Source organism: Achromobacter sp. Root565 (genome assembly GCF_001427425.1).
GTDB classification, from domain to species: Bacteria; Pseudomonadota; Gammaproteobacteria; order Burkholderiales; family Burkholderiaceae_B; genus Achromobacter; species Achromobacter spanius_D.
In genome coordinates this window covers 413,720-427,856 of the sequence record NZ_LMGO01000005.1, presented here as the reverse complement: position 1 = coordinate 427,856, position 14,137 = coordinate 413,720, and the positions used below count along the sequence as shown (strand labels likewise).

Genomic DNA, 14,137 nt, shown 5'->3' with positions numbered 1-14,137 from the left:
GCCAGTCCGAAACCGATCGCCCCATCGCGGGACGGTTCAGCCGTGGCGCTTGCGGCTGTCCGCGGGCGCCTCGTCGCGTTCCTGCATGCCATAGTCGCGCAGCACCTGCGCGACGCGCAGACGGTAGTTCTGAAAGACGCCGCCGCGCCCGGCCTCCTGCGCGCGGCGGTGCGATTCCAGCGAGCGCCAGCGCAGCACCGCTGCCTCGTCGCGCCAGAATGACAGCGACAGCAGCTTGCCTGGCGTGGACAGGCTTTGAAAGCGTTCGACGGAGATGAATCCGTCGATCGTGTGCAGCTCGTCGATCAGGCCGGCGGCAATCTCCAGATAGGGGGCGGGGTCGCCATGGGCGGGCTCGACTTCGAATATCACGGCAATCATGAGTTGCTGTCCTCTTGAAAATCAAACTGGGGCACGCGCGCGTTGGGGAGCGGGCGATAGCGGAATCGCTTGGCAAGCGCGGCCGGGTCCGTCCCGGCGCGTAGCAAATGGAGCAGGGCGTCGGCCGCATGGCGTCGCGCCAGGGCCGTGCCCGGGCAGGCATGGCCCTGTGCGCCAAAGGTCCAGCCCGCGTCCGGTTCTATCTGAGATGCTGCCGCAAGGACGAGCAGCACGGTCTGGCCGGCGGCGATGCGCTGACCGCCAATGTCGGCGGATTCGGTCATGAAGCGGCGGGTGTTGTGCAAGGGCGGATCGTGGCGCACGACGTCGTCGATCAGCGCCAGGGCGACGTCTCGCGTCAGCGGCTCGGATACGCCGCGCCGACCGGCCATGACGAGCGCGTTGCCGAGCAGCGCTGCGCCGGCTTCGCAGGATTGGAATAGCAAGCCAGCCAGGTTGGCGGTCACGAGGTCGGGTGTGATGCCGTCTGCTGCCGCGTCTTCGTTCAGCCGGCGTAGCGCTGGCTTGGAACAGGGGCCGGTCAGATTCGCCTGTAGCCGCGCCATCAGGCGCGCGGCAGCGGCATGACCGGCCGCGATCCGTTCCGCGTCTGCGTTGGCGGGCAGCGCAAACAGGAAGCGGTTGATCTCCGCGGCGCAGTCCGCATGCAGCGTATGGTCCAGCCCGAGGAAGGAGGCCTGCGCGTGAACGGGTGCGTCGTACAGGTAGCGATCAATGCCCGCGGCGTCACGCGGGGCAGGGGGGAGCGGCCGGGCTGGGTCCAGCCGCTGTTCCTGTTCCTGTTCCTGGATGAACGCGACGAGCAACGCCTTTAGGCGCGCGTGCGCCGCGCTGTCGTTCATCCGCACAAACCGGCCAAACAATTCTCCCGCCTGACCCGGCCACAGGCCGCGTGGCACGGGCTCGCCTGCCGGCCGCACGCGGGCGGCGGGATGGCGCATGACGGCAGCAATGGTCTCGGGGTGTGCGGCGACCCACATGTCCAGCGCCGCGTCGCGATACAGCGGGCGGCTGCGCGCCAGCGTGGCGTAGTAGGAATACGGGTCGGGATGCGTGACGGCGTCCAGGGGATGGGCGGGCGGCATTGGGGGCGGGTGATGTCCGTGGAGGGATCTGGCCGCCAGTATCCGCCAGCGCCGCGGGCAACGATTCGGCGTTCGCCGAACTATGCCTGCGCCGTGCCGCCTTCGGCCAGCAACGCGGCGTAGCCCTGCCGCGAATCGGGCCATTGCAGCGTCAGGCCGCTCGCGCGCAGGCGCGCATTGCTGAGCTTCTTGCTGCCCACGTTGGCGGGCGCCGCCGCCTCGCGCGGCGCCGGCGCGCCGATCATCGCGGCCAATTCGGCATACAAGACATGCAGCGGGAGCGGCGTGTCGTCGCAGCCGATATACACCGGCGCGACCTGGGGAAGCAGCGCCAGATGCACCACCGCAGAGGCCGCGTCGTCGATATGGATGCGGTTGGCCCAATGCTCGGGCTGGGCGGGGGCGCCGGCCGCGCCGCTGCGCAACCGTTCGATGAGCTGCATGCGGCCCGGACCGTACAGGCCCGCCAGCCGCAGCGCCGTCGCGGAAACCGGCTGGGCGGCCAGCGCGGCCTCGGCCTCGAGCAGCACCTGCCCGTTAAAGCCCTGCGGCGCGGGCGGCGTATCTTCGTCCACCCAGCCGCCGTGATGTTCGCCATACACGGCGCTGGAGGACACGAACACGATGCGCTTCAGGCTGGACGTGTCCAGCGCCTTCAACACGTTGGCCAGACCATCGACAAACACGCCGCGGTACGCCTGCGGGTCGCGTGCGCCGGGCGAGGGCAGGTGGATGAGCCGCGTCACGCCTTGCGGCAGGCCGCCCAGCGTGTCCGGGCGCGTGATGTCGCCTTGCAGCCATTGGATGCCGCTGGCATCGCCGGCAGGCGGGTGGCGGCGCAGCGCATGGACCTCGTCGCCGCGCGCCAGAAAGCGCTGCGCCGCGCGCAGGCCCAAGTCGCCGCAGCCGATCAGAAGTACGCGTTCGCTCATGGTGTCGCTCCAGACAGTCGGAAAAAAGGCGCCCCGTGGGGCGCCTGGTAGGCAGGCGCGGTGCGCCCGTCGTGTCACATGCCGCTGTAGACCGGCCCTTCGCCGCCTTGCGGCGCCACCCAGACGATGTTCTGCGTGGGGTCCTTGATGTCGCAGGTCTTGCAGTGCACACAGTTCTGCGCATTGATCTGCAAGCGGTCGTCGCCGTGGTCGTCCTTGACGAACTCGTACACGCCGGCCGGGCAGTAGCGCGATTCAGGGCCGCCGTACTTGGCCAGGTTCACCTTTACCGGCACGGACGGATCCTTGAGTGTCAGGTGGACCGGCTCGTTCTCGTCGTGGTTGGTGTTGGAGATGAACACCGAACTGAGCTTGTCGAACGTGAGCTTGCCGTCGGGCTTGGGGTAGTCGATACGCGCGCATTGCGACGCGGGTTGCAGACAGGCGTGGTCGGGCTTGTTGTGGCGCAGCGTCCAGGGCATCTTGCCCTTGAGCAACAGTTGCTCGATGCCGGTCATCAGCGTGGCGACCGTGCGGCCTTTCTTGAACCACTGCTTGAAATTGCGCGCCTTGTTCAGTTCCTCGTGCAGCCAGGAGGCTTCGAAGGCCTTGGGGTAGGCGGTCAGCTCGTCCTGGCGGCGGTCGGCAACGATGGCGTCGAATGCCGCTTCGGCGGCCAGCTTGCCCGACTTGATGGCGGCATGGCTGCCCTTGATGCGCGAAGCGTTCAGGAAGCCGGCTTCGCAGCCAGCCAGCACGCCGCCCGGGAACGTGAGCTTGGGCAGGGCCAGCAGGCCGCCGGCCGTGATGGCGCGGGCGCCGTAGGCGATGCGCTTGCCGCCCTCGAACGTGCCGCGGATGGCCGGGTGCGTCTTGTAGCGCTGGAATTCGTCGAAGGGGGACAGCCACGGATTGGCGTAGTCCAGGCCGACGATCATGCCCACGGCCACCAGGTTGTTGTCCAGGTGATAGAGGAACGAGCCGCCGTAGGTGTCGGCGTCCAGCGGCCAGCCGGCGGTGTGGACCACAAGGCCGGGCTTGGATTGGGCCGGATCGACTTCCCACATTTCCTTGATGCCGATGCCGTAGGACTGCGGATTGCGGCCGTCATCCAGCTTGAAGCGTTCGATGAGCTGGCGGCCAAGCTGGCCGCGCGAGCCTTCGCTGAAGACCGTGTAGCGGGCATGCAGTTCCATGCCGGGCTGGTAGTGGTCGGTGTGGCTGCCGTCGCGGGCCACGCCCATGTCGCCGGTGGCCACACCGCGGACGGCGCCGTTTTCGTCGTACAGCACTTCAACGGCCGCAAAACCGGGGAAGATGTCCACGCCCAGCGCTTCGGCCTGCTCGCCCATCCATTTGACGACGTCGCCCAGACGGACGATGTAGTTGCCTTCGTTGTGGAAGCACGGCGGCAGCAGCCAGTTTGGCGTGGCGCGCGCGCCGGTCTCGGACAGGAACAGGAACTTGTCCTGCGTGACGGGCACGTTCAGCGGCGCGCCTTTCTCTTTCCAGTCGGGGATGAGTTCGGTCAGCGCCAGCGGATCCATGACGGCGCCGGACAGGATGTGCGCGCCAAGTTCCGCGCCTTTCTCAAGGACGCAGACGCCGATCTCCTGATTCTTCTCAGCGGCCAGCTGCTTCAGACGGATTGCTGTGGCCAGGCCGGCGGGACCACCGCCAACCACGACCACGTCATATTCCATCGACTCGCGTTCAGACATTGCAAAGCTCCCCGTATGTATTCCATATATGGCTGGAAGTATTATCGGCGATTGTATTGCAGGCGAGGGTCCTGTACCCCTTCGCATTTCTTTTAGCCTTCAGGAGTTATTGGTGAACCCGGACAACCTGTCTGCGCGGCTGCTTTCGGTGGGCGACACCCATCAGCTCGAATTGCCTTTGCGCTGGGGCGATTCAGACGCCTTGAACCATCTGAACAACACGCTGTATTTCCGCCTCATGGAAGAGGCCCGCATGCAGATTCTGTATAACGCGGGCTTCAAGCTGCCGGCCGACGATGGCGCGATCCTGGCGCACGCGTCGTGCGATTTCCTGCGTCCGCTGACGTATCCGGCCACTGTCCGCGTGACCCACAAGGTGACGCGCATCGGCCGCTCCAGCGCCGAATTTGAGCTGTTGCTCGATAAGGTTGGCGACGACGCCGGCCCCTACGCGCGCGGCCGAAACGTGCTGGTATGGATGGATTACGTGGCCAATACGTCCGCGCCGTGGCCGCCCGAAGTCCTGGCGCAGATGGCCACGCAGTTCACGCCGGCCCAGTGAGCGCGCGCGGCCGCGGGTCGCGCACCGGCCAAAATAGCGCGTGCTTTGGCCGGTCATGCCGGTAAAATCTAGCGCAAAATCAGAAAAGCAATGAGGGCGCGCCACCCTCGGCGCCGCCGCTTCACGGAAATCGGGCCTCGCCGCGATGCCCGCGTAGCTGCCGCCAACAGCCGCGCCCCAAGGAAAGACAGGGCCTGTCCCGCATTCCCGATTTTTCCGGGACCCGCGTAAGCCTGACGGCAAACCGGGTAGCGGCGGGACGGGCTCACTTTGTTTAGACCTTAACTAGGAGTTGGAGCGATGGACAAGGTTTATGCAAGCGCCCAGGAGGCGCTGGCAGGCATCGTCAAGGACGGTCAGATGATCGCCGTGGGCGGTTTCGGCCTGTGCGGTATCCCCGAGGCGCTGATCGCCGCGCTGCGCGATTCGGGCGTCAAGGATCTCACCTGCATCAGCAACAACGCGGGCGTCGACGGATTTGGCCTGGGCCAACTGCTCAACACGCGTCAGGTGCGCAAGATGATCGCGTCCTACGTCGGCGAGAACAAGGAATTCGAACGCCAGTACCTGTCGGGCGAGCTCGAGCTTGAATTCACGCCGCAGGGCACGCTGGCCGAAAAGCTGCGCGCCGGGGGCGCCGGCATTCCGGCATTCTTCACCCGCACCGGCGTCGGCACCATCGTGGCCGATGGCAAGGAAATCCGTGAGTTCGACGGGCATCAGTACGTGATGGAACGTTCGCTGGTGCCGGACGTGTCGCTGGTCAAGGCGCACATCGCCGACCGCAGCGGCAACCTGGTGTTCCGCAAGACCGCGCGCAACTTCAATCCGAACGTCGCCATGGCGGGCAAGTTCACGGTCGTCGAAGTCGAACAGATCGTCGACACCGGCAGCCTGGACCCGGATCAGATCCACCTGCCCGGCATCTATGTGCAACGGATCGTGGTGAACGCCACGCCCGAAAAGCGCATCGAACAACGCACCACTCGCCCGGCCTAAGGAGAAGACGACATGGCATGGTCCCGCGATGAAATGGCGGCACGCGCCGCGCGCGAGCTGCAAGACGGCTTTTATGTGAACCTGGGCATCGGCCTGCCCACGCTGGTCGCCAACCACGTCCCCGCGGGCGTGGAAGTGTGGCTGCAATCCGAAAACGGCCTGCTGGGCATCGGCCCGTTCCCCACCGACGATCAGGTCGACGCCGACCTCATCAACGCCGGCAAGCAGACGGTCACGACGCTGCCGGGCTCGTCGATCTTCTCGTCGGCCGACTCGTTTGCGATGATCCGCGGCGGCAAGATCAACCTGGCGATCCTGGGCGCGATGCAGGTCTCCGAAAAGGGCGACCTGGCCAACTGGATGATCCCGGGCAAGATGGTCAAGGGCATGGGCGGCGCAATGGACCTGGTGGCCGGCGTTGGCCGCGTGGTCGTGCTGATGGAACACGTGGCTAAGAAGAAGGACGGCTCGGAAGACATCAAGCTGCTGCCCGAATGCAACCTGCCGCTGACCGGCGTGGGCGTGGTGGACCTCATCATCACCGACCTGGGCGTGATGGAAGTCACCGAAAACGGCCTGAAGCTGCTGGAAACGGCGCCTGGCGTGACGGTGGACGAAATCAAGTCCAAGACGGCGGCTAAGCTGGACGTGTCTGCGGTGCAGTAGGCCGCACTCCGCTTCACCCCGCATGAACTGACCCCCGAAGGTTGGACGAGATCCGGCCTTCGGGGGTCTTTTTGCGTGGCGAGGGGACTGTCCGCCAATCGCCTCGCGCTGTCAAAGGCTGGCCAGTTCACGACTGTGGTTTCCGACTTTTCTTATTGAGTGGCGGTCTGCGATACGTAGACTCAAGCGCACCCGAAAAATGTCAGGAGCCGCAGCATGGCAGGACGCGCCGTTGTTCGAATCGGTGACAAGACATCGCACGGGGGGACCGTGACGCAGGGATTCCCCCAGTACACGATCGAGGGCAGGGCCGCTGCGGGCATGGGCCACTTGGTGGCCTGTCCGCAATGCAAGGGCACGTATCCCATCGTCGAAGGTGTTTCCAGCTTCGTCGTCGATGGTGGCCTTGTGGCAATTGAAGGCATGAAGACAGCCTGCGGCGCTACGCTGATCGCCAGTCAGGACATTGCAGTGCTGGATCCCGGTCCGGGTGATGTTGCGCGTGCATCTCCCAACGCCGGTCTGTTGGCCAACAGCCTTCGCGAGCCCGGCTGCACCCATGCCGACACGGCTGTGCCGCTGGCTGAGTTCATCGTACGGGAGATGAAAACCAATCCCTTCTCCAGGCAGGGGCGCGAGATCCATGATGCCAACCATTACGACTTAAAGGCGTACAACGAAGACTGGGAGCGTGCTCCGTGGTACATGAAGCTCTCAGGACGGCACACCTACGCGCAATTGCTGGCCGAGAAAAAGTTGCACGCGTACGCGCTCTTCGCGGATATCATCGGGCCGAACCGCCCCTGGGACCACAAGCCTGCATTGCGGCAGATGCTGGGCGAACATTTCAATATCGGCTGGCAAAAGTACGGCGACTTTGACTACTACTTTGACATCTGGTCCAACATCCACTTCGGATACGTCGGTATTGCACTAGGATTTACCGCTGCCGAGCTAATCAAGGGGGCGGGCTTGGCACAGGCCGCGCTTGATGTCTGGAAGCGGAAACCCCAACAAAATCACCCGCAGAACGGCCCATGGCCGGCGAGCGCGGACGACGTGACGGATCACATTTCCATCAAGCTGGGAATCGATCTATACCGGGCGACCAAGCCTCACGAACTGACCGCAGGCATCCTTCTCCAACGCGTCAGCGCGGTGCCTTTGCCCTGGGGGTATGGAAAGGACGTCGCGAAAGAACCGCACACATGCAGAAGAGAACCGAGAAATTGACGTCGCGCCGTGCGGTCAGATGGGCCGCAATCCTTCTATGTGCGGCGCCAATAATCTGGGTGCTGTTCCTGTACTTCTGCCGGCCGGTGGTCGCATTGCACTATGCGCAGGATGCACAGGCTGAGCTTCTTGTCTTCTTCAACGACAATCACGACACGACCCGATTTCTTCTTACGCCGGGGCAGTCTGTTTCGTCACCGACCGCGATGTTTCCGGCATCGGATATGTGGATGTTGATCTCGTTCCCTCGCGAAAAGGGCGACGCCCTGGAGATCTCGAAGCCGTTTAGCCGAATCGATGTTTACGTCGCCGCGGGCGGAAAAATCGATCGTACGGAGATCCGCCAAGGCTTCTTTGCGCGGTTTCTTGAGCCCGGCGGCTGACGCGGTGACCGCCGAATGTGTTTCGGCGGTTCAGGCCGATTCACTCAGCAGCATCCCCACATGCGGGATGCCATCCTCCATGTATTCCTCAGTGACCGGCACAAAGCCGTGGCCGCCGTAATAGCCCTTGAGCCGCGCCTGCGCGCCCAGATAGACCGGCTGATCCGGCCACAACCGCTGCACTTCTTCCTTGGCGCGACGCATCAGTTCATGGCCCAGCCCGGTGCCGCGGGCGGCGGGGGCGGTGATCACCCGGCCGATGATGGCGCGGCCGTCGTTCAGGGCCGGCTCCAGCAGGCGGCAATAGGCCACCAGCTCGCCCTCGTGCCTCGCCATCAGGTGATGCGTCTGCCCCTGCAGGTCCTTGCCGTCCATGTCCAGAAACACGCAGTGCTGTTCCACCACGAATACCTCGGAGCGCAGCCGCAGGATGGCGTAAAGCTCGGCAGGGGTCAGGTCGGCGTGGGGCTTGCAGGTCCAGGCGGGCGTCATGCGGGTCATTCCAGATAGCGGGACAAGGTGGGCAATTCTGTAAGGGCACCAAGGGTAACGCAACCCGGCCCCGATTTTAGATCCGGACTGTTACATCTATTCACGGGTATACCCTTAGTATGAAAATCTATTTTCTTAACTAAAATTTGTGTGTAAACAGATTTACATAAACCCGCCGTCTGAATTCCACCACGCTGTTCGATGACCAAGTCCGCCATTACGATCGCTGATCGGATCGCCCGGGCCCAGCCCGCGCTGAGCCGGACCCAGCACAAGATGGCCGAGTACGTGCTGGCGCACCAGTTCCGCGCCGCCACCATGACCATCGACGAGTTCGCCGCGGCGGTGGGCGTGTCGGTCGCCACGGCCAACCGCTTTGCGCGCGCCCTGGATCTGCCGGGCTACCCGCAGTTCCGCGCCGAACTGGCCCGGGGTTTCGAAGCCGCGCTGGAACCCGTCGAAAAGCTGCGCACTGAACTGGCGCATTCCGCCAGCGCCGTCCAGATCTTCGCCGCGACGCTCGAAGAAGACATCCGCAACGCGCAGCGCAACCTGCAGGCCCTGGATTCGGACGCCTGTGAAAAGGCGGTCGACACGATCCTGGCCGCCGAACGCGTCTTCATCATCGGTTTCGGCGCCAGCGGGTTCCTCGCGGGCCTCCTGCAGCGCGGCCTGTGCATGCATCTGCATTCGGTCGAATCGCTGGCCGGTCCCGGGGGCGTATCGCACGCGGCGCGGCAGATGTCGCGCATGACCAGCAAAGACCTGGTGATCGCCATCGGCTTTCCGCGTTATCTCGCCGACACCGTGACGCTGGCCGGCGCGGCCAAGCAGGCCGGCGTGCCGGTGCTGGTGCTGACGGACAAGCCCACGTCGCCGCTGGCGCCCACGGCATCCGTCGTGCTGTATGCGTTCTCGGCGCGCCAGCTCATTCCCAATTCTGAAACCGCCGCGCTCGGGCTCATCGAAGCCCTGTCCGCGGCGGTGGCCTATCGCGCCAAAAATTCCGTCGCGGCCGCCGCTGGGGTGACCCAGTCCGTCATGCCGTGGCTCATACATGGAGTAGGTAAACGATGATTCAGCCCGTGATTGCCATTCACGGCGGCGCCGGCGCGATGTCCCGCGCGGCCATGTCTCCCGAGAAAGAACAGGAATACCTGGCGGCCCTGGAGTCCATCCTGACCGCCGGCCAAGCCGTGCTGGCCAAGGGCGGCAGCGCCCTGGACGCCGTCACCGAGGCCGTGCGCCTGCTCGAGGATTGCCCGCTGTTCAACGCCGGCCACGGCGCCGTGTTCACCAGCGCCGGCACCCATGAGCTGGACGCCGCCATCATGGACGGCGCCACGCTGCGTTCGGGCGCCATCGCCAACGTGAACCGCGTGCGCAACCCGATCTTTGCCGCGCGCAAGGTCATGGAAAACAGCAAGCACGTGTTCTTCGTGGGCGAGGGCGCGGAAGCGTTCGCCACCCAGGAAGGGCTGGAGCTTGTCGACCCGTCGTACTTTTCGACCGAAGCCCGCCGCGAGCAACTGTTGCGCGTGCAGCGCGAGACGCCGGACGCCGCCGTGCTGGATCACGACGGCCAGGCCATGGTCGCGCGCGGCCAGCCCGCGCCCGCCGACCCGCTGGACGCCGACAAGAAGTTCGGCACTGTGGGCGCCGTGGCTGTCGATGCGCAGGGCAATCTGGCCGCCGCCACCTCCACTGGCGGCATCACCAACAAGCAGGTCGGCCGCGTGGGCGATGCGCCCCTGATCGGCGCCGGCACCTATGCCAGCAACAAGACCTGCGCCGTGTCCACCACGGGCACGGGCGAAATGTTCATTCGCATGGTTGCCGCGTACGACGTGGCGGCCCAGATGGAATACTGCGGCGCCTCGCTGGAAGCAGCGGCGGACCGCGTCGTGATGGAAAAACTGCCCACCATCGGCGGCAAGGGCGGCCTGGTGGCCGTCGACGCCCAGGGCAATGTGGCCTTGCCGTTCAACACGGAAGGCATGTACCGGGGTTACGCCCGCGTTGGCGAGAAGCCGGTAACCGCCATCTACCGATGAGCGGCGGCGGTTTGGATCAGTATTTATTTTGGGAATGAGAAGAGATGGTTGATCGCGCAAACAGCCTGGCGCTGCCGGATAACCGCGTGGTCCAGGTCGACGACCTGACGGTGCGCTTCGTGGGTTCCGAGCGGACGGTCGAAGCCGTGCGCAACCTGTCGTTCCATGTGGACCGGGGCGAGACCCTGGCCATCGTGGGTGAATCGGGTTCGGGCAAATCGGTGACGTCGCTGGCGCTGATGCGTCTGGTGGAACATGGCGGCGGGCGCATCGCCCAGGGTCGCATGGCCCTGCGCCGCCGCAACGGTTCCGTGATCGACCTGGCCAATTCCAGCCAGCGCGTCATGCGCGACGTGCGCGGCGCCGACATGGCAATGATTTTCCAGGAGCCGATGACCTCCTTGAACCCGGTGTTCACGGCCGGCGATCAGATCGCCGAATCGATCCGCGAGCACCAGGGCATGGACAGCGCCTCGGCGCGCGCCGAAGCGCTGCGCATGCTGGAACAGGTCCGCATTCCCGAAGCCAAATCGGTGCTGGACCGCTACCCGCATCAACTGTCGGGCGGCATGCGCCAGCGCGTCATGATCGCCATGGCGCTGGCCTGCAAGCCGGCGCTGCTGATCGCCGACGAGCCGACCACCGCACTGGACGTGACCATCCAGGCGCAGATCCTGCAACTCATCCGCCAGCTTCAGGAAGAGATGCACATGGGCGTGGTGTTCATCACCCACGACATGGGCGTGGTGGCCGAAGTGGCCGACCGCGTGCTGGTCATGTTCCGCGGCGACAAGGTCGAGGAAGGCCCGTCGGACCAGGTGTTCGCCGCGCCCCGGCACAGCTACACGAAGGCGCTGCTGTCGGCGGTGCCGAAGCTGGGCGCCATGCAGGGCACGGACCTGCCCGCGCGCTTCCCGCTGCTGCAGGTCGAAGGCCAGGCCCAGCCCGTGGCCGAACCCGGCGCCGTCAGCACGCAGGAAGTGCCCAACGCCAAGCGCGAACCCATCCTGAGCGTGCGCAACCTGGTGACGCGTTTTGACCTGCGCGGCGGCATCCTGAGCCGCGTGCAGCGCCGTGTGCACGCCGTGGAAAAGGTCAGCTTCGACCTGTTCCCCGGCGAGACCCTGTCGCTGGTCGGCGAATCCGGCTGCGGCAAGTCCACGACCGGCCGCTCGCTGCTGCGCCTGGTCGAAAGCCAGGGCGGCGAGATCCGCTTTGGCGGCCGCGACATCGTGCGTCTGAAGAACACCGAACTGCAATCCCTGCGCCGCGACATTCAGTTCGTGTTCCAGGACCCGTTTGCATCGCTGGATCCGCGCGTGACCGTGGGCTTCTCGATCATGGAGCCGCTGCTCGTGCACGGCGTGGCCAAGGGCAAGGATGCCGAGCGCCGCGTTGCCGAACTGCTCGAGCGCGTGGGCCTGCCGCCGGAAATGGCGCAGCGCTACCCGCACGAATTCTCGGGCGGCCAGCGCCAGCGCATCTGCATTGCGCGCGCCCTGGCCCTGAACCCGAAGGTCGTGATTGCGGACGAATCCGTGTCGGCCCTGGACGTGTCGATCCAGGCGCAGATCGTGAACCTGCTGATCGACCTGCAGCGCGACATGGGCATTTCGTTCCTGTTCATCTCGCACGACATGGCCGTGGTCGAACGCGTCAGCCACCGCGTGGCGGTGATGTACCTGGGCCAGATCGTCGAGATCGGTCCGCGCCGCGCGATCTTCGAGAATCCCCAGCATCCCTACACCAAGAAGCTGATGTCGGCCGTGCCGATCGCCGATCCGGCGCGCCGTCACCTGAAGCGCACCTTGCTGTCCGATGAAATCCCCAGCCCGATCCGCAAACTGAACGACGAACCGGTGGTGCAGCCGCTGGTGCAGGTCGGTACGGATCATTTTGTAGCCCGCCATCCCGTCGGCGGCGCGTATTGACTCAGTAGTTGACCTTTTTTTGGAACCAGGAGTTGCAATGATGAAAGTTCTGCGCCCCACCAAGCTGATGGCCGCTGCCGCGCTGGCCTTCGGCGTGCTCGCCGCGCCGATGGCCCATGCCGCCAAGGACGTGACGTTCGCCGTTTCCATCGCGCTGGAAACGCTTGATCCCTACAACACCAACAGCACGCTGAACCAGGCGGCTGGCAAGGCCTACTACGAAGGCCTGTTCGAGTTCGACAAGGACCTGAAGGTGCAGAAGGTCCTGGCGACCGACTACACGGTCAGCGAAGACGGCCTGGTCTACACGTTCAAGCTGCGTCCCGGCGTGAAGTTCCACGACGGCACCGACTTCAACGCCGAAGCGGTCAAGATCAACTTCGATCGTCCGGCCAACCCGGACAACCGCCTGTCGCGCTACATCCAGTTCAGCGTCATCGAGAAGACCGAAGTGGTCGATCCGATGACCGTCAAGATCACGCTGAAGAAGCCGTTCTCGGCGTTCATCAACGCGCTGGCCCACCCGGCCGCCATGATGATCTCGCCCGCTGCCCTGGCCAAGTACGGCAAGGAAATCGGCTTTCACCCGGTCGGCACGGGCCCGTTCGAATTCGTCGAATGGAAGCCGGCTGAATACCTGAAGGTCAAGAAGTTCGACGGTTACTGGAAGAAGGGCTACCCGAAGGTCGACACGCTGACCTTCCGCACCGTCACCGACAACAACACCCGCGCCGCCGTGGTGCAGACGGGTGAAGCGCACTTCGCCTTCCCGGTGCCGTTCGAGCAGGCCGCCGTGCTGAAGAAGAACGAAAAGCTGGACGTGGTCGATCACAAGAACTCGATCATGGCCCGCTACCTGTCGATGAACACGCAGCAAAAGCCGTTCGACAACGTCAAGGTGCGTGAAGCCATCAACTACGCCATCAACAAGGACGCCCTGGCCAAGGTCGCGTTCTCGGGCTACGCCACCGTCATCGACGGCGTCGTGCCGCAAGGCGTGGACTATGCGCACAAGATCGGCGCATGGCCCTACGACATCAAGAAGGCCAAGGCCCTGCTGGCCGAAGCCGGCTACCCCAACGGCTTCGAAAGCACGCTGTGGTCCGCCTATAACGACGGCACCTCGGTGAAGGTCGTTCAGTTCCTGCAGCAGCAGCTCGCCCAGGTCGGCATCAAGGTTTCCGTCGAAGTTCTGGAATCCGGCCAGCGCGTGCAGCGCGTCCAACAGGTGCAAAAGCCTGAAGACGCCAAGGTCCGCATGTACTACGCCGGCTGGTCGTCCTCGACCGGTGAAGCCGACTGGGGCCTGCGTCCGCTGCTGACCACGGCCGCGTTCCCGCCGGTGCTGAACAACGTGTCGTACTACTCGAACAAGACGGTTGACGAAGGCGTCCAGCAAGCGCTGGCCACGACGGACCGCGAGAAGAAGACCGAGATCTACAAGAACGTTCAGGAAACCATCTGGAAGGACGCCCCGTGGGCCTTCCTGGTGACCCAGAACAACCTGTACGTCAAGTCGAAGAACCTGTCGGGCGTGTACGTGGAACCGGACACCTCGTTCTGGTTCGGCGACATCGACCTGAAGCAGTAAACCAAGCAGTAACTCTCGGGGCCTTCGGGCCCTTGTAAGGCCACATACGGCGGGGACGCGGTGTCCCCGCCGATGTTGCAGGAATT

General features: G+C 64.8%; 14 protein-coding genes. 9 read left to right on the top strand and 5 right to left on the bottom strand.

The window, feature by feature from the left end; all coding sequences use genetic code 11:
- Nucleotides 1-36: 36 nt before the first annotated feature.
- The 4 genes from ASD71_RS18590 to ASD71_RS18575 form a co-directional block, all read right to left on the bottom strand.
- A complete protein-coding gene (locus ASD71_RS18590; protein ID WP_056567958.1) occupies nt 37-381 on the bottom strand; it encodes an antibiotic biosynthesis monooxygenase in 345 nt (114 codons plus the stop codon).
- Entirely contained in the window at nt 378-1,487 is a 1,110-nt protein-coding gene (locus ASD71_RS18585) for a hypothetical protein (protein WP_056567955.1), read from the bottom strand. Before ASD71_RS18585 ends, ASD71_RS18590 begins: the two co-directional genes overlap by 4 nt.
- Nucleotides 1,488-1,567: 80 nt before the next feature.
- Entirely contained in the window at nt 1,568-2,419 is an 852-nt protein-coding gene (locus tag ASD71_RS18580) for an NAD-dependent epimerase/dehydratase family protein (RefSeq protein ID WP_056567953.1), read from the bottom strand.
- A gap of 74 nt (nt 2,420-2,493) precedes the next feature.
- The gene (locus ASD71_RS18575; protein WP_056567951.1) at nt 2,494-4,140 is read right to left on the bottom strand and encodes an electron transfer flavoprotein-ubiquinone oxidoreductase; all 1,647 of its coding nucleotides are present in this window, start codon (nt 4,138-4,140) and stop codon (nt 2,494-2,496) included.
- Between the two features lie 109 nt (nt 4,141-4,249).
- Here ASD71_RS18575 and ASD71_RS18570 point away from each other — a divergent pair, with 109 nt between their 5' ends.
- The 5 genes from ASD71_RS18570 (at nt 4,250) to ASD71_RS18550 (ending at nt 7,983) form a co-directional block, all read left to right on the top strand.
- Nucleotides 4,250-4,702 (top strand): thioesterase family protein, encoded by a 453-nt coding sequence (locus ASD71_RS18570; RefSeq protein ID WP_105237823.1) that lies wholly within the window; start codon nt 4,250-4,252, stop codon nt 4,700-4,702.
- Nucleotides 4,703-5,002: 300 nt separating this feature from the next.
- Entirely contained in the window at nt 5,003-5,701 is a 699-nt protein-coding gene (locus tag ASD71_RS18565) for a CoA transferase subunit A (RefSeq protein ID WP_056567945.1), read from the top strand.
- 12 nt (nt 5,702-5,713) lie between these two features.
- Nucleotides 5,714-6,367 (top strand): CoA transferase subunit B, encoded by a 654-nt coding sequence (locus tag ASD71_RS18560; RefSeq protein ID WP_056567942.1) that lies wholly within the window; start codon nt 5,714-5,716, stop codon nt 6,365-6,367.
- A 216-nt stretch (nt 6,368-6,583) separates the two neighbouring features.
- Nucleotides 6,584-7,600, top strand: a complete 1,017-nt coding sequence (locus ASD71_RS18555; RefSeq protein ID WP_056567939.1) for a PAAR domain-containing protein — start codon at nt 6,584-6,586, stop codon at nt 7,598-7,600.
- Nucleotides 7,576-7,983, top strand: coding sequence for a hypothetical protein (locus ASD71_RS18550; RefSeq protein ID WP_056567936.1), 408 nt, complete (start codon nt 7,576-7,578; stop codon nt 7,981-7,983). The genes ASD71_RS18555 and ASD71_RS18550 overlap by 25 nt, the downstream gene beginning before the upstream one ends.
- Nucleotides 7,984-8,013: 30 nt before the next feature.
- Here ASD71_RS18550 and ASD71_RS18545 read toward each other — a convergent pair whose 3' ends face one another.
- A complete protein-coding gene (locus ASD71_RS18545) occupies nt 8,014-8,475 on the bottom strand; it encodes a GNAT family N-acetyltransferase (RefSeq protein WP_056567933.1) in 462 nt (153 codons plus the stop codon).
- 201 nt (nt 8,476-8,676) lie between these two features.
- On the opposite strand from ASD71_RS18545, the gene ASD71_RS18540 reads away from it, so the two are divergent.
- Genes ASD71_RS18540 through gsiB form a run of 4 tightly spaced genes read left to right on the top strand, consistent with a single transcriptional unit; the run spans nt 8,677 to nt 14,051 of the window.
- Nucleotides 8,677-9,552 (top strand): MurR/RpiR family transcriptional regulator, encoded by an 876-nt coding sequence (locus tag ASD71_RS18540; protein ID WP_056567930.1) that lies wholly within the window; start codon nt 8,677-8,679, stop codon nt 9,550-9,552.
- Nucleotides 9,549-10,529, top strand: coding sequence for an isoaspartyl peptidase/L-asparaginase family protein (locus ASD71_RS18535; RefSeq protein ID WP_056567927.1), 981 nt, complete (start codon nt 9,549-9,551; stop codon nt 10,527-10,529). The genes ASD71_RS18540 and ASD71_RS18535 overlap by 4 nt, the downstream gene beginning before the upstream one ends.
- 44 nt (nt 10,530-10,573) lie before the next feature.
- The gene (locus ASD71_RS18530; protein ID WP_056567924.1) at nt 10,574-12,460 is read left to right on the top strand and encodes a dipeptide ABC transporter ATP-binding protein; all 1,887 of its coding nucleotides are present in this window, start codon (nt 10,574-10,576) and stop codon (nt 12,458-12,460) included.
- A gap of 37 nt (nt 12,461-12,497) precedes the next feature.
- On the top strand, nt 12,498-14,051 hold the full coding sequence (gene gsiB, locus ASD71_RS18525; protein WP_056567921.1) for a glutathione ABC transporter substrate-binding protein GsiB: 1,554 nt from the start codon (nt 12,498-12,500) through the stop codon (nt 14,049-14,051).
- Nucleotides 14,052-14,137 lie beyond the last annotated feature (86 nt).

Coding starts and splice junctions, on each gene's coding strand:
- ASD71_RS18590 (WP_056567958.1), bottom strand. CDS start 381: ATGATTGCCGTGATATTCGAAGTCGAGCCCGCCCATGGCGACCCCGCC.
- ASD71_RS18585 (WP_056567955.1), bottom strand. CDS start 1,487: ATGCCGCCCGCCCATCCCCTGGACGCCGTCACGCATCCCGACCCGTAT.
- ASD71_RS18580 (WP_056567953.1), bottom strand. CDS start 2,419: ATGAGCGAACGCGTACTTCTGATCGGCTGCGGCGACTTGGGCCTGCGC.
- ASD71_RS18575 (WP_056567951.1), bottom strand. CDS start 4,140: ATGTCTGAACGCGAGTCGATGGAATATGACGTGGTCGTGGTTGGCGGT.
- ASD71_RS18565 (WP_056567945.1), top strand. CDS start 5,003: ATGGACAAGGTTTATGCAAGCGCCCAGGAGGCGCTGGCAGGCATCGTC.
- ASD71_RS18560 (WP_056567942.1), top strand. CDS start 5,714: ATGGCATGGTCCCGCGATGAAATGGCGGCACGCGCCGCGCGCGAGCTG.
- ASD71_RS18555 (WP_056567939.1), top strand. CDS start 6,584: ATGGCAGGACGCGCCGTTGTTCGAATCGGTGACAAGACATCGCACGGG.
- ASD71_RS18550 (WP_056567936.1), top strand. CDS start 7,576: ATGCAGAAGAGAACCGAGAAATTGACGTCGCGCCGTGCGGTCAGATGG.
- ASD71_RS18545 (WP_056567933.1), bottom strand. CDS start 8,475: ATGACGCCCGCCTGGACCTGCAAGCCCCACGCCGACCTGACCCCTGCC.
- ASD71_RS18540 (WP_056567930.1), top strand. CDS start 8,677: ATGACCAAGTCCGCCATTACGATCGCTGATCGGATCGCCCGGGCCCAG.
- ASD71_RS18535 (WP_056567927.1), top strand. CDS start 9,549: ATGATTCAGCCCGTGATTGCCATTCACGGCGGCGCCGGCGCGATGTCC.
- ASD71_RS18530 (WP_056567924.1), top strand. CDS start 10,574: ATGGTTGATCGCGCAAACAGCCTGGCGCTGCCGGATAACCGCGTGGTC.
- gsiB (WP_056567921.1), top strand. CDS start 12,498: ATGATGAAAGTTCTGCGCCCCACCAAGCTGATGGCCGCTGCCGCGCTG.